Annotated in this window: 18 protein-coding genes; 1 reads left to right on the forward strand and 17 read right to left on the reverse strand. The window is 61.1% G+C overall.

The window, feature by feature from the left end; translation table 11 throughout:
* Nucleotides 1–39 precede the first annotated feature (39 nt).
* From fnr to ccoN (HGP31_RS09295), 16 genes are all read right to left on the reverse strand, one after another.
* Nucleotides 40–774: a fumarate/nitrate reduction transcriptional regulator Fnr gene (gene fnr, locus HGP31_RS09220; RefSeq protein WP_020800660.1), complete on the reverse strand. Its 735-nt coding sequence runs from the start codon at nucleotides 772–774 to the stop codon at nucleotides 40–42.
* A 92-nt stretch (nucleotides 775–866) separates the two neighbouring features.
* Nucleotides 867–2,249, reverse strand: coding sequence for an oxygen-independent coproporphyrinogen III oxidase (gene hemN, locus HGP31_RS09225; protein WP_042955847.1), 1,383 nt, complete (start codon nucleotides 2,247–2,249; stop codon nucleotides 867–869).
* 192 nt (nucleotides 2,250–2,441) lie between these two features.
* Nucleotides 2,442–3,125, reverse strand: a complete 684-nt coding sequence (locus HGP31_RS09230) for a sulfite exporter TauE/SafE family protein (protein WP_020800662.1) — start codon at nucleotides 3,123–3,125, stop codon at nucleotides 2,442–2,444.
* Nucleotides 3,118–3,336: a cbb3-type cytochrome oxidase assembly protein CcoS gene (gene ccoS / locus HGP31_RS09235; RefSeq protein WP_008057874.1), complete on the reverse strand. Its 219-nt coding sequence runs from the start codon at nucleotides 3,334–3,336 to the stop codon at nucleotides 3,118–3,120. Before ccoS ends, HGP31_RS09230 begins: the two co-directional genes overlap by 8 nt.
* A 22-nt stretch (nucleotides 3,337–3,358) precedes the next feature.
* Nucleotides 3,359–5,812, reverse strand: coding sequence for a heavy metal translocating P-type ATPase (locus tag HGP31_RS09240; protein ID WP_168757529.1), 2,454 nt, complete (start codon nucleotides 5,810–5,812; stop codon nucleotides 3,359–3,361).
* A 134-nt stretch (nucleotides 5,813–5,946) separates the two neighbouring features.
* A complete protein-coding gene (locus HGP31_RS09245) occupies nucleotides 5,947–6,486 on the reverse strand; it encodes a FixH family protein (protein WP_033041221.1) in 540 nt (179 codons plus the stop codon).
* Between the two features lie 11 nt (nucleotides 6,487–6,497).
* Nucleotides 6,498–7,913, reverse strand: coding sequence for a cytochrome c oxidase accessory protein CcoG (ccoG, locus tag HGP31_RS09250; RefSeq protein ID WP_033041223.1), 1,416 nt, complete (start codon nucleotides 7,911–7,913; stop codon nucleotides 6,498–6,500).
* Between the two features lie 272 nt (nucleotides 7,914–8,185).
* Nucleotides 8,186–8,389 carry a hypothetical protein gene (locus HGP31_RS09255; protein ID WP_020800666.1) on the reverse strand — a complete coding sequence of 68 codons (204 nt, stop codon included), beginning with the start codon at nucleotides 8,387–8,389 and terminating at the stop codon, nucleotides 8,186–8,188.
* A 206-nt stretch (nucleotides 8,390–8,595) separates the two neighbouring features.
* Entirely contained in the window at nucleotides 8,596–9,579 is a 984-nt protein-coding gene (gene ccoP, locus HGP31_RS09260) for a cytochrome-c oxidase, cbb3-type subunit III (protein ID WP_083348513.1), read from the reverse strand.
* Nucleotides 9,576–9,761, reverse strand: a complete 186-nt coding sequence (locus HGP31_RS09265; protein WP_003175465.1) for a CcoQ/FixQ family Cbb3-type cytochrome c oxidase assembly chaperone — start codon at nucleotides 9,759–9,761, stop codon at nucleotides 9,576–9,578. The genes ccoP (HGP31_RS09260) and HGP31_RS09265 overlap by 4 nt, the downstream gene beginning before the upstream one ends.
* A 5-nt stretch (nucleotides 9,762–9,766) precedes the next feature.
* Entirely contained in the window at nucleotides 9,767–10,375 is a 609-nt protein-coding gene (ccoO, locus tag HGP31_RS09270) for a cytochrome-c oxidase, cbb3-type subunit II (protein WP_008057891.1), read from the reverse strand.
* Complete coding sequence (gene ccoN, locus HGP31_RS09275) at nucleotides 10,375–11,817, reverse strand: cytochrome-c oxidase, cbb3-type subunit I (protein WP_020800668.1); 1,443 nt, start codon at nucleotides 11,815–11,817, stop codon at nucleotides 10,375–10,377. The genes ccoO (HGP31_RS09270) and ccoN (HGP31_RS09275) overlap by 1 nt, the downstream gene beginning before the upstream one ends.
* A gap of 487 nt (nucleotides 11,818–12,304) precedes the next feature.
* Nucleotides 12,305–13,261, reverse strand: coding sequence for a cytochrome-c oxidase, cbb3-type subunit III (gene ccoP / locus HGP31_RS09280; RefSeq protein WP_020800670.1), 957 nt, complete (start codon nucleotides 13,259–13,261; stop codon nucleotides 12,305–12,307).
* Nucleotides 13,258–13,455 (reverse strand): cbb3-type cytochrome oxidase subunit 3, encoded by a 198-nt coding sequence (locus HGP31_RS09285; RefSeq protein WP_083348514.1) that lies wholly within the window; start codon nucleotides 13,453–13,455, stop codon nucleotides 13,258–13,260. Before HGP31_RS09285 ends, ccoP (HGP31_RS09280) begins: the two co-directional genes overlap by 4 nt.
* Before the next feature lie 3 nt (nucleotides 13,456–13,458).
* Nucleotides 13,459–14,067 (reverse strand): cytochrome-c oxidase, cbb3-type subunit II, encoded by a 609-nt coding sequence (gene ccoO, locus HGP31_RS09290; RefSeq protein ID WP_033042279.1) that lies wholly within the window; start codon nucleotides 14,065–14,067, stop codon nucleotides 13,459–13,461.
* A gap of 10 nt (nucleotides 14,068–14,077) precedes the next feature.
* Nucleotides 14,078–15,502, reverse strand: coding sequence for a cytochrome-c oxidase, cbb3-type subunit I (gene ccoN / locus HGP31_RS09295; protein WP_020800673.1), 1,425 nt, complete (start codon nucleotides 15,500–15,502; stop codon nucleotides 14,078–14,080).
* A gap of 86 nt (nucleotides 15,503–15,588) precedes the next feature.
* On the opposite strand from ccoN (HGP31_RS09295), the gene HGP31_RS09300 reads away from it, so the two are divergent.
* Nucleotides 15,589–16,275 (forward strand): alpha/beta family hydrolase, encoded by a 687-nt coding sequence (locus tag HGP31_RS09300; RefSeq protein WP_020800674.1) that lies wholly within the window; start codon nucleotides 15,589–15,591, stop codon nucleotides 16,273–16,275.
* 66 nt (nucleotides 16,276–16,341) lie between these two features.
* On the opposite strand, the gene HGP31_RS09305 is transcribed toward HGP31_RS09300, so the two are convergent.
* Nucleotides 16,342–16,800, reverse strand: coding sequence for a hypothetical protein (locus HGP31_RS09305; RefSeq protein WP_168757530.1), 459 nt, complete (start codon nucleotides 16,798–16,800; stop codon nucleotides 16,342–16,344).
* Nucleotides 16,801–17,173: the final 373 nt, after the last annotated feature.

Below are 17,173 nucleotides of genomic sequence, written 5' to 3' on the forward strand. Positions count from 1 at the left end.
CGGCGGCTGAACCGTTTCGCTCAGCCGCGATCCACCGAATCAGCCTTCGAGGGAGCCACCGGCCAGGGCGCAGAGCTGGATCGGGTCGAGGATGCGGATTTCCTTGCCCTCGGCGGCGATCAGTTCGTTCTGCTGGAAGCGCGTGAACACCCGCGACACGGTTTCCACCGCCAGGCCCAGGTAATTGCCGATTTCGTTGCGCGACATGCTCAAGCGGAACTGATTGGCCGAGAAGCCGCGGGCACGGAAGCGTGCCGACAGATTGACGAGGAAGGTGGCGATGCGCTCGTCGGCGGTCTTTTTCGACAGCAGCAACATCATTTGCTGGTCGTCACGGATCTCGCGGCTCATCACACGCATCAGCTGACGGCGCAACTGCGGCAGTTGCAGGGCCAGTTCGTCGAGACGTTCGAAAGGGATTTCACACACCGAGGTGGTTTCCAGCGCTTGCGCCGACACCGGGTGTTTTTCGGTGTCCATGCCCGACAGCCCGACCAGTTCGCTCGGCAAATGGAAGCCAGTGAGCTGTTCTTCGCCGGCATCGCTCAGGTTGAAGGTTTTCAGGGCGCCGGAGCGTACGGCGTAAACCGAGTCGAACTGGTCGCCCTGGCGAAACAGAAACTCACCCTTTTTCAGCGGGCGGCCTCGTTTGACGATTTCGTCCAGCGCATCCATATCTTCCAGATTCAGAGAAAGTGGCAAACACAGTGGGGCCAGGCTGCAATCCTTGCAGTGGGCTTGAGTGTGAGCGCGCAGTTTTACTGGCTCGGACATTTCTTCAATCCTTGTGGGAAAACACACATAAGACGTAAGGGTAACCCACTGCAGGACATTGAAGCCAGCGCACGGCGGATTTGTCGCAGGGTCTAGATCACTCGGGAGAACCGTTGGCGATTGTGTTGTTCCAGGTAAGCGTCAAATACCATGCACACCGAGCGAACCAGCAAGCGACCTGCCGGCAGTACAGTGATGCGTTCGCTGTCCAGCTCAATCAGGCCATCTTTGGCCATGCCCTGCAGTTGCGGCCAAAGTTCGCCGAAATAGCCTTGAAAATCTATGTTGAAGGCTCGTTCGATCTGGACGAACTCAAGGCTCAAATTGCAGATCAACTGCTGGATCACCGCCCGCCGCACGCGGTCATCGGCATTGCACAGCAGGCCGCGGCTGGTGGCCAGCTGCGCCGACGCCAAGGCGTTCTGATACTGGTTGAGGTCGCTGTTGTTCTGGCAGTACAGGTCGCCGATCTGGCTGATTGCCGACACGCCAAGGCCGATCAAGTCGCAATGGCCGTGGGTGGTGTAGCCCTGGAAGTTGCGCTGCAGGGTCGATTCCTCCTGGGCGATCGCCAGCTCGTCATCGGGCAGCGCGAAGTGGTCCATGCCGATGTAGCGGTAGCCAGCGTTGGTCAGCTGTTCGATGGTGCGCTGCAGCATCTCCAGCTTTTGTGCTGGCGTCGGTAACTCGTTACTGTTGATCCGCCGTTGTGGCATGAAGCGTTCCGGCAGGTGCGCATAGTTGAACACCGAGAGCCGGTCGGGTTGCAGGTTGATGACTTCGTCGACGGTGCGGGCGAAGTTTTCCGGGGTCTGCTTGGGCAGTCCGTAGATCAGGTCGATGTTGATCGAACGAAACTGCAGTGTCCGGGCGGCGTCGATGACCGCACGGGTTTCCTCCAGGCTCTGCAGGCGATTGACCGCGCGCTGTACGGCCGGGTCAAGGTCTTGCAGGCCGATGCTGACCCGATTGAAACCCAGTTCGCGCAGCAGGCCCATGGTCGACCAGTCGGCTTCGCGAGGGTCGATTTCGATGCCGTAGTCACCGCTATCGTCATCGAGCAGATTGAAATGTTTGCGCAGGTGCGCCATCAGCTGGCGCAGTTCGTCGTGGCTGAGAAAGGTCGGCGTGCCGCCGCCAAAATGCAGTTGCTCGACTTTCTGTGCGGGGTCGAGGTGGCAGGCGATCAGCTGGATTTCCTGTTCCAGGCGCTGCAGGTAAGGCAGCGCCCGGCCGCGATCCTTGGTGATCACCTTGTTGCAGGCGCAGTAATAGCAAATGTTCGCGCAAAATGGCACGTGCACATACAGCGACAACGGGCGCACGGCCTTGCGGCTGTCGCGCAGGGCATGCAGTAGGTCGAACGGGCTGATCTGGCTGTGGAATTGCACCGCGGTCGGGTAGGAGGTATAGCGCGGTCCCGCCAGGTCATAACGGCGGATCAGATCGGTGTCCCAACGAATGGCGTCGAGCATCATGCGGGCAATTCCCCGGATAGGCTGGCAGTGTTGGCGAGTCTAGGGGGTGGGGCGTTTGGGGATCTTGATTTGCGTCAAGGGTGCAGAGTTGTGTTGTCGGTTCGGGCCTCTTCGCGAGCAGGCTCGCTCCCACAGGTAGGAATGCTTTCAATGTGGGAGCGAGCCTGCTCGCGAAGGGCGCGCCGCGATCTAATGCCCCATGAGCCAATGCTGATGCGGCCCCGGCAAGGTCCAGATGCCGAACAACATCACCAGCAATCCGCCCGCCATGCGCACGCTGCGTTTGCGCAACAACGCCGTCACCCGTTCGGCTGCCAGCCCCGTAGCGAGCAGCACCGGCCAGGTGCCCAGTCCGAACGCCAGCATCAACAATGCGCTGTCCAGCGCATTGCCCTGACTGGCCGACCACAGCAGGGTGCTGTAGACCAGCCCGCAAGGCAGCCAGCCCCAAAGTCCGCCCAACAACAACGCCCGGGGCAGGCTCGACACCGGCAGCAGTCGGTTGGCGACCGGCTGGATATGCCGCCACAGGCCGCGACCGAGGCTTTCGATGCGGGTCAGCCCGCTCCACCAGCCGGCCAGGTACAGGCCCATGGCGATCAGCAGCAGGCCCGCGAGCACGCGCATGAACATCGCCGCCGGGCTGTTGGCCACCGCCCAGCCGGCCAGGCCGATCAACAGGCCGGCGGTGGCATAGCTGAGGATGCGCCCCAGGTTGTAGGCCAGCAGCAGGCGAAAGCGGCGACTGCGTTGTTCCTTGGGAATGGCCAGCGTCAATGCGCCCATCAAGCCGCCGCACATGCCCAGGCAATGACCGCCACCGAGCAGACCGAGGATGACCGCCGACACCAGCAGCGGCGCCAAATCAAGCATGGGGCGGCGCCTTGTCGTCGGGTTTGGGCGGATGGCCGCTGGCCTCGTCGACCGCCGCGGTGTGGTTCGGGTCCTGATCGTCGAACAGGATGCTGTGGGCCGGGCCGTCGAGGTCGTCGTACTGACCGCTGTCGACGGCCCAGAAGAAGATGTAGACAGCAATGGCCACGATCAACAGCGCGGCCGGAATCATCACGTAGAGAGCTGGCATCTGGACTCCATGCCCGCGCGGCTCAGGCCGGCAGCGGGCGGGTTTCTGGCGTGGTGCGTGCAGCCGGCGCGCTCGGCAGGCGAGTCAGGCGCAGGGCGTTGAGCACCACGGTCAACGAACTGAGCGACATGCCGACGGCTGCCCACACCGGTGTGATCCAGCCAAGGGCGGCGAACGGCAACATGAGTCCATTGTACAGCGCGGCCCACAGCAAATTCTCGATGATCACCCGGCGGGTGCGGCGCGCCAGGTTGAACGCTTGCACCAGGGCATCGAGGCGGTTGGACAGGAGTACCGCGTCGGCGCTGGTTTTCGCCAGGTCAGTGGCCGAGCCCATGGCCACGCTGATGTCGGCGGCGGCCAGTACCGGCACATCGTTGACCCCGTCTCCGAGCATCAACACCTTGCGACCTTCCTTGTGCAGTTGTTGCAGGACTTGCAGCTTGTCGTCCGGACGCAAGCCTCCACGGGCTTCATCGATGCCCAATTCAGCCGCGACACTGGCGACCATCGGCGAGCTGTCGCCCGACAGCAACAGGGTGCGCCAGCCACGGGCCTTGCAGGCCGCCAGTAGATCAGGGGCATCGGCGCGCAAACGGTCGTCGAGAACCAGCCACGCCAGCGGGCCCTGGCTATCGCCTAACAGCAGCCATTGCCCGGCTTCCTCCGGTATGGAGGGCACCGTGGCGCCGCTGAGTGCACAGACAAAACCGGGTTGACCGATGCGCAGGCGTTGCTCGCCCACCAGTCCTTCGAGGCCCAGCCCCGGCGTGCTGTGAACCTCTTCGGCGGCCACCGGCGCGCGACCAAAAGCGCGGGCAATCGGGTGTTCTGAGCGGTTCTCCAGTGCGGCGGCGAGACTCAGGCATTGATCGCTGGCAAGCGCGCCGAGGGGGCGGATCGAACGTAGCGCCAGGCGGCCTTCGGTGAGGGTGCCGGTCTTATCGAAGATCACCGTGTCGATCTGGTTCAGGCCTTCGAGCACGTGACCGCGGGTCAGCAACAAACCCAGCTTGTGCAAGGTGCCGGTGGCGGCGGTCAACGCGGTCGGCGTGGCCAGGGACAGGGCGCACGGGCAGGTCGCGACCAGCATCGCCAGCACGATCCAGAAGGCGCGAGACGGGTCCAGCTCCCACCACAACAGTCCGATACAGGCGCAGGCGATCAGTGTCAGCAACAGGAACCATTGCGCGGCACGGTCGGCGATTTCCGCCAGCCGTGGTTTTTCGGCCTGGGCGCGGTCGAGCAGGCGCACGATGGCCGAGAGGCGGGTGTCATGACCGAGGGCCAGGACTTCGACAGTCAACGGGCCTTCCACATTCAGCGTGCCAGCGGTGACGGCGTCGCCCGGGGTGCGTGGCTGCGGCAGGTATTCGCCGGTCAGCAGCGACTCGTCGATGCTCGACTGGCCTTCGAGGATCTTGCCGTCGGCCGGCAAAATCGAACCCGGATGCACCAGCACGTGATCGCCCACCCGCAGTTCACTGAGCAGGATGCGCTCGCTCTGGCCGTCGACGCTCAGGCGCAGGCAGGAAGCGGGGAGCAAATTGACCAGTTGCGCGGTTGCGGCGGCGGTGCGCTCCCGGGCTCGCCGCTCCAGGTAGCGCCCGGCCAGCAGAAACAGGGCGAACATGCCCACGGCATCGAAATAGAGCTCGCCGACCCCGGTGATCGAGGTCCAGATCCCGGCGATGTAGGCACTGCCAATGGCCAACGACACCGATACGTCCATGGTCAGGTGCCGTGTGCGCAGGTCGCGCATGGCGCCCTTGAAGAACGGCGCACAGCTGTAGAACACGATCGGTGTGGTGAGGAACAGCGCGACCCAGCGCAGGATGGCGTGCAGCTCGGGGCTGAGGTCGATGTTGAATTCCGGCCATGTCGCCATGGTTGCCATCATCGCCTGGAACCACAACAGCCCGGCCACGCCAAGCTGGCGCAGGGCCAGGCGATTTTCGCTGGCCAGTTGTTCGCTGGCACGATCGGCTTGATAAGGGTGGGCGGCGTAACCGATGTGGCGCAATTCGGCGAGCACCCGGCTCAGGGGCAATTGCCCGTCGGCCCAGCGCACGTGCAAGCGATGGTTGGACAGGTTCAGGCGCGCTTCGGCAACGGCCGGCAAGGTGCGCAGGTGTTTCTCGATCAGCCAGCCGCAGGCGGCGCAACTGATGCCTTCCATCAGGAGCGTGGTTTCGGCCAAATCGCCTTCGTGGCGAACGAAGGGTTGCTGTACGTCGGCGCGGTCGTACAGCGCCAATTCATCGACCAGTTGCACCGGCAGCGCCTCGGGGTTGGCCGAGGCTTCGCTACGATGCTGGTAATAGCTTTGCAAGCCACCTGCGACAATGGCCTCGGCCACGGCTTGGCATCCCGGGCAGCAGAATTCCCGCGGCTCCCCGAGTACGACGGCGGTGAAGCGGCTGCCGCTGGGGACGGGCAGGGCGCAGTGGTAGCAGGGGGTCGGGGTGGTGGTCATGAGGTGTTGTCCGATGATCGTTCCCACGCTCCGCGTGGGAATGCCTCCCCGGACGCTCCGCGTCCGCTTCGGCTGGAACGCGGAGCGTTCCTGGCTGCGTCCCCACGCAGAGCGCGGGGGCGATCAGGTAAGGCTTATTTTTTCAGGTCTTCCGCGCCTTGCAACGGTTCATCACCGAGCAGCAATTCCTTGTCATGGTTGACCAGCTCTTCCTCGAACATGCGCCAGATGTGGTCATCCTGGGTGCCGAGCAGTTCGATAAAGCGGCGGCCTTCGATCTTGTCGCTCAGTTGGCCGATATAGCGGCCCTGTTCGGTGTCGCTGCGGGTGAGGGTGATCTTGCGATCCTTCTCCGGTTGCGTCGGCGAGATCAGATTCAGCTCAAGCGTGGCAGGCTGGCTATTGCCGCTCAGGCGCAGGTCGACTTCACCGGTCACGTCATCCAGATGAATGCTGGCGCGCATCAGCAGGGTCTGCGCCAACAGTTCACGGTCCAGGGAGCGGTTGATGCCCTTGCCGGCCTCGTAGTAGTTGTCGTTGACCAGGTTGTCCGGGTTCTTCACCGCGATGGTCACCATGGACAAGGTCAGGGTCACCGAGCAGGCCAGGATCCCGATGATGATCCACGGCCAAAGGTGCTTGTACCAGGGACTTGCGGCAGTTGCTGCGGGCATGATCACTTCTCTCAACGATTTTGTGGGCCGATGAATCGGCTCTTGGCTTCAACGTGAATGCTGGCGTCATCGGCGTCCCTGAGGATGAATTTCACCTCGTTGGTGCTCGATGGCAATTGTTCCGGGGCCACGGACAGTTCGACCGGCTGGCTGACGATATCGCCGGCCGCAACCTTGATCTCGCGCCGGCCCTGCAGCTTGAGGTCCGGCAGGCCGGCGGCCTCGAGCAGATAGGTATGGTCGCGCTGGTCCTTGTTCATCACCTTCAGGCTGTAGACGTTCTCGATCCGGCCTTCGGCGTTCTCACGGTACAGCACGCGGTCCTTGCTGACGTCGAAACCGACCAGCGAGCGCATGAAGAACGCGGTCACCAGCACCCCGATCATTGCCAGCAGTACCACGGCATAGCCAATCAGGCGCGGGCGCAGTTTATGGGTTTTCTGCCCGGACAGGTTGTGCTCGGTGGTGTAGCTGATCAGGCCGCGCGGGTATTCCATCTTGTCCATGATGGCGTCGCAGGCATCGATGCACGCCGCGCAGCCGATGCACTCGATCTGCAGGCCGTCGCGGATGTCGATACCGGTCGGACAGACCTGGACGCACATGGTGCAATCGATGCAGTCACCCAGGCCCTGGGCCTTGTAGTCGATGCCTTTCTTGCGCGGGCCACGGCTTTCGCCACGGCGCGGGTCGTAGGAAACGATCAGCGTGTCCTTGTCGAACATCACGCTCTGGAAGCGTGCGTACGGGCACATGTAGATGCACACTTGCTCACGCAGCCAGCCGGCGTTGCCATAGGTGGCGAGCGTGAAGAAACCGACCCAGAAATACGACCAGCCATCGGCTTCACCGGTGAAGAACTCGATCACCAGCTCGCGAATCGGCGTGAAGTAGCCGACGAAGGTCATGCCGGTGACGAAACCTATCAACAGCCACAGGCTGTGCTTGCTGAATTTGCGCAGGAACTTGTTGGCGCTCATCGGCGCCTTGTCGAGTTTGATGCGCTGGTTACGATCGCCTTCGGTGATCTTCTCGCACCACATGAAGATCCAGGTCCAGACGCTCTGCGGGCAGGTGTAGCCGCACCAGACCCGACCGGCGTACACGGTGATGAAGAACAGGCCGAAGGCGGCAATGATCAGCATGCCGGACAGCAGGATGAAATCCTGAGGCCAGAAGGTGGCACCGAAGATGAAGAACTTGCGCTCCGGCAGATTCCACCAGACCGCCTGGTGCCCGCCCCAGTTGAGCCACACCGTGCCGAAATACAGCAGGAACAGGAAAGCGCCACCCGCCATGCGCAAGTTGCGAAACAGGCCGGTGAAGGCGCGGGTGTAGATTTTTTCCCTGGAGGCGTAAAGGTCGACGCTGTTGTTTGCGTTCTTGGTGGGCGGGGTGACGTCGTGTACCGGAATCTGGTTGCTCATCATTGCATCCCACGGCAGTGGAAAAATGCCTCGGTCAGTACGTGCCGACCGCGGTCAAAAAGAGGTGTTGCAGTAGCGCAATGATACGCCTGTCGCTCTAGCTCAAGGGTGCGACCTTTGGTCGCGTTGGGGAAAAAACCCGAATGGTGTAGCGAATGTAACAAAACATGATGCAGGTCAATTGACTATAGCTCAACGGTAGAGCACGACCGAACTGTCGGGGGCGTGGCTTTAGAGCGCAGCGGATGTCCGCTGCGCTCATGAATCACCGCTTAAAGGATATTTCCCCCGCCCAGGCCGTCGAGCCCGCTGCCGGAAAAGTTGGCACGACGCGGCGCAGTTTCCTCAGGTTCAGGTTCTTCGGGTATTTCGCACTCGGTGATGAGGCGCTCGACTGCCGGAACGATTACTTCCTTTGCAGGCTCAGGCAATACTGGCCCCCTACAGTCGTCAACGATGTGTTCTTGATCAGACATGGTATGCATTCCTTGTGTAATGACGATTAACTTCCTTGTCCTGGCCAACCCGCTTCATGCTGGTTGCCAGGTCAGTCGACGTTACCCCTGACCGGCCCGCAATCCCATCGAATATAGGTTTCAGATTATGAAACCAGCGCCCATGACAAAACGGCCCCGCCAATTCTCATTGGCGGGGCCGTTCGTTACTGCATCAGGCGTATGCCTTACTGGGCGTCTGCCACTGGAGCCTTCTCGCCATGCGACAGGCTGTAGACGTAAGCGGCCAGCAGGTGAACCTTGTCGTTACCTTGCAGCTGTTCCTGGGCAGGCATCTGGCCCTGGCGTCCGTAACGGATGGTCTGCTGCAGTTGCGCGAAGCTCGAACCGTAGATGAACGCGCCCGGGTGGGTCAGGTTAGGTGCGCCCATCGCTGGGGTACCTTTACCTTCCGGACCGTGGCAAGCCACGCAGTTGGCCGCGAACAGTTTCTGCCCGGCAACCGGGTCAGCCTTGGCGCCTTCCGGCAGCTTGCGGCCATCGAGGTTGGTCAGGACGAAAGCGGCAACGTCCGCAACGCCTTGCTCGCCGATCACATCAGCCCACGCCGGCATCACCGCGTGGCGACCGCCCATGATGGTGGTCTTGATGGTTTCCGCTTCGCCGCCCCAGCGCCAGTCGGCGTCGGTGAGGTTAGGGAAGCCGTAGGCACCCTTGGCGTCGGAGCCGTGGCAGACCGAGCAGTTGGAGGCAAACAGGCGGCCGCCCATTTTCAGCGCTTGAGGGTCCTTGGCGACTTCTTCGATCGGCATGGACGCGAACTTGGCGAAGATCGGACCGAACTTGGCGTCCGAGCGAGCCATTTCCTTTTCCCACTCGTGAACGCCGGTCCAGCCGGTCTGGCCGTTGGCGAACGCGGTCTGCTTTTCGTTATCGAGGTAGTTGTAGCCTGGCAGCAGGCCTTTCCAGTTGCCCAGGCCCGGGTACAGCACCAGGTAACCCAGGGCGAAAATGATGGTGCCCACGAACAGCATGAACCACCATTTCGGCAGGGGGTTGTCGTACTCCTCGATACCGTCGAAGGAGTGGCCAACCGTCTCTTCGGTCGACTCGGTGCGCTGGCCCTTACGGGTCGACAGCAGCAGCCAGGTCAGGGAAAAGATCGTACCGAGACTGAGGACTGTGACATACAGACTCCAGAATGTAGTCATTCTTTGTTACTCCTAGAAGCTTGCTCGACGTGCTTGATGGCTTCGGGATCATCCGCAAAAGGCAGCAAGGTCGCGTCTTCGAACTCCGACTTGCGCTTGGGACTGAACACCCACAACGCCAGACCGATGAAGGCCACCATCACGACAACGGTGCCCAGGCCACGAATCATCCCGATATCCATTTAGATCACCGTTTGCTTTTGATGATGGTGCCCAGGCCTTGCAGATAGGCCACCAGCGCGTCCATTTCGGTTTTGCCCTTCACGGCATCCTTGGCACCGGCGATGTCTTCGTCGGTGTAAGGGACGCCGAGCGCGCGCAAGACTTCCATTTTCTTGGCGGTGTCCTTGCCGTCGAGCTTGTTTTCCACGAGGAACGGGTAGGCCGGCATTTTCGACTCAGGCACCACGTTGCGCGGGTTGTACAAGTGCGCACGCTGCCAGTCATCGGAGTAACGACCGCCGACACGGGCCAGGTCCGGACCGGTACGCTTGGAACCCCACAGGAACGGGTGGTCCCACACGCTCTCGCCGGCGACCGAGTAGTGGCCGTAACGTTCGGTTTCAGCACGGAACGGGCGGATCATCTGCGAGTGGCAGCTGACACAACCGTTGGCGATGTAGACATCCCGGCCTTCCAGTTCAAGGGCAGGGCGGGGCTTCATGCCCTCGACCGGCTTGTTGGTGACATCCTGGAAAAACAGCGGAACGATCTGGGTCAGGCCGCCGACACTGACGGCGATAACCATGAAGAAGGCCAGCAGGCCAATATTCTTCTCGACTGCTTCATGCTTCATCAGTGAGCTCCAACTACAACGATCTGTTCGGCAGCTTTAGCCTCTGCCGGGTGCGAGGCACGTACGGTACGCCATACGTTGTAGGCCATGAACAGCATGCCAGTGGCGAAGAACGCACCGCCCAGGGCGCGAACGATGAAGCCAGGGTGGCTGGCTTGCAGCGCTTCGACGAACGAGTAGGTGAGGGTGCCGTCGTCGTTGATTGCACGCCACATCAGGCCCTGGGTGATGCCGTTGACCCACATCGAAGCGATGTACAGCACGGTACCGATGGTCGCGAGCCAGAAGTGCGTGTTGATCAGGCCGATGCTGTGCATCTGCGCGCGACCGAACAGTTTCGGGATCATGTGGTAGATCGCGCCGATCGAGATCATTGCTACCCAGCCGAGTGCGCCGGCGTGTACGTGGCCGATGGTCCAGTCGGTGTAGTGCGACAGCGAGTTGACGGTCTTGATGGCCATCATCGGGCCTTCGAAGGTCGACATGCCGTAGAACGCCAGGGACACCACCAAAAAGCGCAGGATCGGGTCGGTACGCAGCTTATGCCAGGCGCCCGACAGGGTCATCATGCCGTTGATCATGCCGCCCCAGCTTGGCGCCAGCAGGATGATCGACATGGCCATGCCCAGCGATTGGGCCCAGTCCGGCAGTGCGGTGTAGTGCAGGTGGTGCGGACCGGCCCAGATGTACAGGGTGATCAGCGCCCAGAAGTGCACGATGGACAGGCGATAGGAGTAGATCGGACGCTCGGCCTGTTTCGGCACGAAGTAGTACATCATCCCCAGGAAACCGGTGGTCAGGAAGAAGCCTACGGCGTTGTGGCCGTACCACCACTGGATCATCGCGTCGGTCGCGCCCGAGTAGGCCGAGTAGGACTTGAACAGGCTGACCGGCAGCGACATGTGGTTGACGATGTGCAGCATCGCGGTCACGACGATGAAAGCACCGTAGAACCAGTTGCCCACATAGATGTGCTTGGTCTTGCGCTTGGTGATGGTGCCGAAGAACACCAGGCCGTAGGTAACCCAGACAATGGCCAGCAGAATAGCCAGAGGCCATTCCAGCTCAGCGTATTCCTTGGTGGTGGTGTAACCCAGCGGCAAGGTAACGATGGCGCCGACGATCACCGCTTGCCAACCCCAGAAGGTGAAGGCCGCGAGGCTGTCGGAAATCAGTCGCGTTTGGCAGGTTCGCTGCACGACGTAGTAGGAAGTGGCAAACAGTGCACAACCACCGAAGGCGAAAATCACCAGGTTGGTGTGCAACGGGCGCAGGCGTCCAAAGCTCGTCCACGGCAGGCCGAAGTTCAACTCCGGCCAGACCAGTTGCGAGGCGATGAAGACACCGAGCCCCATGCCAAGGATCCCCCAGACCACCGTCATGATGGCGAACTGGCGGACTACCTTATAGTTATAAGCAGTCGGACTGATTGCTGTGCTCATTCTAAGGTTCCACGGTTTGGGTGTTTTATTAGGATTAAAAATCGGCCGCAAGTATGGAGAAAGCAGGGGGTCATTGCAACGCGCCATGACCTGGGTCAATGCGTTCAAATGCTGATTCTGCGGCCTTTCCATGCGCCGCGTAAGGACAAAAATGGCCTCGGACAAAATGTCGCAGTGAACGGAAAAAGCGAGGGGGTTCAGGTCGCTTGTAACAAGGTGTGTTGAAAAGGCCTGGTCGGCGACCGACGGTATTTGGCTCGACAGCCGGTATCTACCAGCGTTTGCGGCCTGTCAGTCAGTCGACGGGGGCGAACACATCGCGCAAGGATGACCTGGAACCGGCACGGGCCAGTCCGCATCGATCAAGCGTAGACCCGAATGCGGGGATTCGAAAGGAGGACTCAGGAAGGGTGTGACAAAAGGAAGCAGCCTGGAGCGTAAAGCTGCAAGCTTCAAGAGTGATCTCGTCGCTTGCAGCTTCTTGTTTTTACTTTTCGCTTGTTGCTTGAAGCTTGCCGCTCAATTGCTCATTCCCTTTCGAAAGGCTGAACACATAAGCCGCGAGCAGTTGCACTTTATCGTTGCCCAGCAACTCATTCTGCGCCGGCATGTGACCCTGGCGACCGTGGCGGATGGTCTGTTCGAGCTGGGTCAGGCTGGTGCCATAAATGAACCCGGCCGGGTGCGTCAGGTTCGGCGCGCCCATGGCTGCGGTGCCCTGGCCGTTTGCCCCGTGACAGGCGGTACAGGTGGTGCTGAAGGCTTGCTGTCCGGCTTGCAGGTCGGCCTTGTCGTCCGCCGGCAATGGCAGCCCGGCCAGTTCGTGGCGTACATAGGCAGCAACGTTTTTCACCCCTGCTTCGCCGAGGATTTCCCCCCAGGCGGGCATCGCCGCCATGCGCCCACCGAGGATGGTGGCCTTGATGGTGTCGGCGTCGCCGCCCCAGCGCCAGTCACTGTCCGCCAGGTTGGGGAAGCCGAACGCGCCCTTGGCATCCGAGCCGTGGCACACCGAGCAGTTGGAGGCGAACAGGCGCCCACCCATTTTCAGCGCTTGCGGGTCCTTGGCCACTTCTTCCACCGGCATGGCGGCGAATTTGGCGAAGATCGGTCCGAACCGGGCGTCGGCCCTGTCCATTTCCTTTTCCCACTCGTGCACGCCGGTCCAGCCGTTGGCGTAGCCGGGCAGGATGCCTTTCCAGTTGCCCAGGCCGGGATAGAGGATCAGGTAGCCGACGGCAAACACCAGGGTGCCGGCGAACAGCATGAACCACCATTGCGGTAACGGGTTGTCGTACTCCTCGATGCCGTCGAAGCTGTGGCCCATGGTCTGGTCGACGCTGCCCTTGGTTTCGCCCTTGCGGGTGCCGATCAGCAGCCAGGTCAGGCCAATCAGGCTGCCGATGGTCAGTACGCAGATCCACGTACTCCAGAAAGTGGTCATGGCCGGGTGCTCCTTGTGGCGGATTCTTCGGGGGGCTGGGCTTGCGGCTCGTCGGCGAACGGCAGCAGGCGCGCTTCGGCGAATTGCGCGCTGCGCTTGGCGTTGAACACCCACAGCGTCAGGCCGACGAAGGCCACGAACACCACGACGGTGCCCAGGCCGCGGATCATTCCAGTACTCATTTCAACGACCATGACTCACCTCTTGCTCTTGATCGCAGTGCCGAGCACTTGCAGGTAGGCGACCAGCGCATCCATCTCCGACTTGCCCTTGAGCGACTCGACGCTGCCTGCGATGTCCTCGTCGGTGTAGGGCACGCCGAGGGTACGCATGGCGCGGAGCTTGGTTTCGGTGTGGCCGCTGTCGACCGCGTTGGCCACCAGCCACGGGTACGCCGGCATCTTCGATTCCGGTACCACGTTGCGCGGGTTGTACAAATGCGCGCGGTGCCAGTCATCGGAGTAGCGCGCGCCGACCCTCGCCAGGTCCGGTCCCGTGCGTTTCGAGCCCCAGAGGAACGGGTGATCCCAAACGCTTTCACCGGCCACCGAGTAGTGCCCGTAGCGTTCGGTCTCGGCGCGAAACGGGCGGATCATCTGTGAGTGGCAACCCACGCAGCCTTCGCGGATATAGATGTCGCGGCCTTCCAGTTGCAGTGCGGTGTAGGGCTTCATGCCTTCCACCGGTTTGTTGGTCACGTCCTGGAAGAACAACGGGACGATCTGGGTCAGGCCGCCAATGCTCACGGCCAACACCATCAGCAGCATCAGCAGGCCGACGTTTTTCTCGATTGTTTCGTGTTTCATGGCGGACTCCTCAGGCCATCTGCGCGGCAGCGACGGCGTCGGCAGGCTGCGAGGCCCGCACGGTGCGCCAGGTGTTGTAGGCCATCAGCAACATGCCACTCAGGAAGATCGCCCCGCCTACCAGCCGCACGACGAAGCCCGGATGGCTGGCCACCAGGGTTTCGACGAAGGAGTAGGTCAGCGTGCCGTCTTCGTTCACCGCGCGCCACATCAGGCCCTGGGCGATGCCGTTGACCCACATCGAGGCGATGTACAGCACGGTGCCGATGGTGGCGAGCCAGAAGTGCGCGTTGATCAGGCCGATGCTGTGCATCTGCTCGCGTCCGAAGACTTTGGGGATCATGTGGTACAGCGCGCCGATGGAAATCATCGCCACCCAGCCGAGCGCGCCGGCGTGCACGTGGCCGATGGTCCAGTCGGTGTAGTGGGAGAGGGCGTTGACCGTCTTGATCGCCATCATCGGCCCTTCGAAGGTCGACATGCCGTAGAACGCCAGCGATACCACGAGGAAGCGCAGGATCGGATCGCTGCGCAACTTATGCCAGGCACCGGAGAGCGTCATCATGCCGTTGATCATGCCGCCCCAGCTGGGCGCCAGGAGGATCAGCGACATCACCATGCCCAGCGACTGCGCCCAGTCCGGCAAGGCGGTGTAGTGCAAATGGTGGGGGCCGGCCCAGATGTACAGGGTGATCAGCGCCCAGAAGTGCACGATCGACAGGCGATAGGAATACACCGGGCGCTCGGCCTGTTTGGGCACGAAGTAATACATCATCCCGAGGAAACCGGCGGTGAGGAAAAAGCCCACGGCGTTGTGGCCGTACCACCATTGCACCATCGCGTCGGTGGCGCCGGAGTACAGCGAGTAGGACTTGGTGAAGCTGACGGGCAGTTCCATGTTGTTGACGATGTGCAGGATCGCCACGGTGATGATGAACCCGCCGAAGAACCAGTTACCGACATAGATGTGCTTGGTCTTGCGCTGCATCACCGTGCCGAAGAACACCACGGCGTAGGCGACCCAGACGATGGTGATCAGGATGTCGATCGGCCATTCCAGCTCGGCGTATTCCTTGGAACTGGTGTAGCCCAACGGCAGGCTGATGGCCGCCAGGACAATCACCAGCTGCCAGCCCCAGAAGCAGAACGCAGCTATTTTCGGCGCAAATAATTGCGTCTGGCAGGTGCGTTGTACCGAATAGAACGAACTGGCGAACAGGGCGCAGCCACCGAACGCGAAGATCACCGCGTTGGTGTGCAGCGGGCGCAGGCGGCCGAAGCTGGTCCAGGGCAAATTGAAGTTGAGTTCGGGCCAGACCAACTGGGCAGCGAGAAAAACCCCGAGCCCCATGCCGACGATGCCCCACACCACCGTCATAATGGCGAATTGGCGGACCACCTTGTAGTTGTAGGCGGTACTGATAGAAGTGTTCATGGTTCCCCATCCACGGTTCAGCCGCTGGCTGCACAAACGGTGCACCCTGCGCCTGGAGTTATAGGCAGACTAAAAGCGAGGCAAGCATGGACAAACAGCACATGGCCGGTATTGACGGGGATCAATGGGCGCAGTGCGTGCGCGAAAAGGGATGGTTGTGGGATGCGGCTTCGGGCAAGGCCTCGGCAACCCTGATCCTGGCCCACGGCGCTGGAGCGCCAATGGACAGCGACTGGATGAACGACATGACCGCACGCCTTGTGGCACAAGGCGTCAACGTATTGCGCTTTGAGTTTCCGTACATGGCGCAGCGGCGTGTCGACGGTAGCAAGCGCCCGCCCAATCCGATGCCAAGGCTGCTGGAGTGCTGGCGCGAGGTGTATGACCAGGTGCGACGCCATGTCACTGGGACGCTGGCCATTGGCGGCAAGTCGATGGGCGGACGGGTCGCCAGCATGCTCGCCGATGAGTTGGGTGCCGATGCGTTGGTGTGCCTGGGTTATCCGTTTTATGCCGTGGGTAAACCGGAAAAACCGCGGGTGGAGCATCTGGCGGCGTTGAAGACGCGCACGTTGATCGTGCAGGGCGAGCGGGATGCGTTGGGCAATCGCGAGGCGGTCGAGGGCTACGCGCTGTCACCGAGTATCGAGGTGTTTTGGCTGGTGGCGGGGGATCATGATTTGAAGCCGTTGAAGGCGTCGGGGTTTAGCCATGAGCAGCATCTGGCGTTGGCTGCAAAGCGCGTTGCGGATGTTGTTCGCGCTGTTAGCTGAAGATTGTGAGTTTGAAATGAGTTTTTAGAAAGGCGGGCACAGGGGTGCCACGCCTTCATCACCAGGTCAGGGGATTTTTCGTTCGAAAGAGAACTTGCCTTCGGGCGATTGATGAATGCCCAGGAAGACTGTTTCGAAATAGCCCTCGCTTTGTCCGGTTTTCGGGTCGAGTTTGATATGAACCGTTGCTGACTGCGCACGGGCGACGCCGAGCTGTCCATTCCCGGTTGAAAAAGCATAATCAAAGGTCAGTTGATCTACGCCGAGAATGAAGCGGCGGTCTATGACTTCAGTGTCTACATAGGGGATGGAGAAGTCATAAAAAAAGATATCGTTGGTGTCATGAGAGCCGGTCCAACCCTCCCATACCCAGTAAAACTGGCCTGGCCTGCCTTCCCATAGGTATGCACCTGTATCACTTGCCTCAATGAATTCGCCTTCAGCGTTGAAGCGCCACTTGAAGATGTCATTGGTTTTTAGAGAGCGCACTTTTTTTAGGGTTTGCAGTCTGCGTTTGTTGTTCATTGTGAATATCCCATTCCTTGAGGTTGATTGATGAAGGCGTTGCCTTCCAAGGCCAATCTAAGCTCAATTGGAATGGTGGGTAACTGTCAAAAGTGACAGTTGCGAAGCCTGTTATCGCAGCGACGCCATTCGAAAGATCGGCGCAATGCCAGGCACCGCTGTAACGCAGAGCGTCACGGGCTGCATTCCTTTGCTGCGCGTGGGAACGATCATCAGGGGTGGCTTTACCTTCGCGTAGACATTTCCCACTGCCACCGCAGACTCGTCCCCTATCGCGTCTGCATCGTCGGCCGCATCATGATCGTTCCCACGCGCAGCAAAGGAATGCATCCAGGGACGCTACGCGTTCCATCCCGCCGCACCGCAAGATTCA

Source organism: Pseudomonas umsongensis (assembly GCF_012647205.1).
In the GTDB taxonomy this organism is placed as follows: domain Bacteria; phylum Pseudomonadota; class Gammaproteobacteria; order Pseudomonadales; family Pseudomonadaceae; genus Aquipseudomonas; species Aquipseudomonas umsongensis.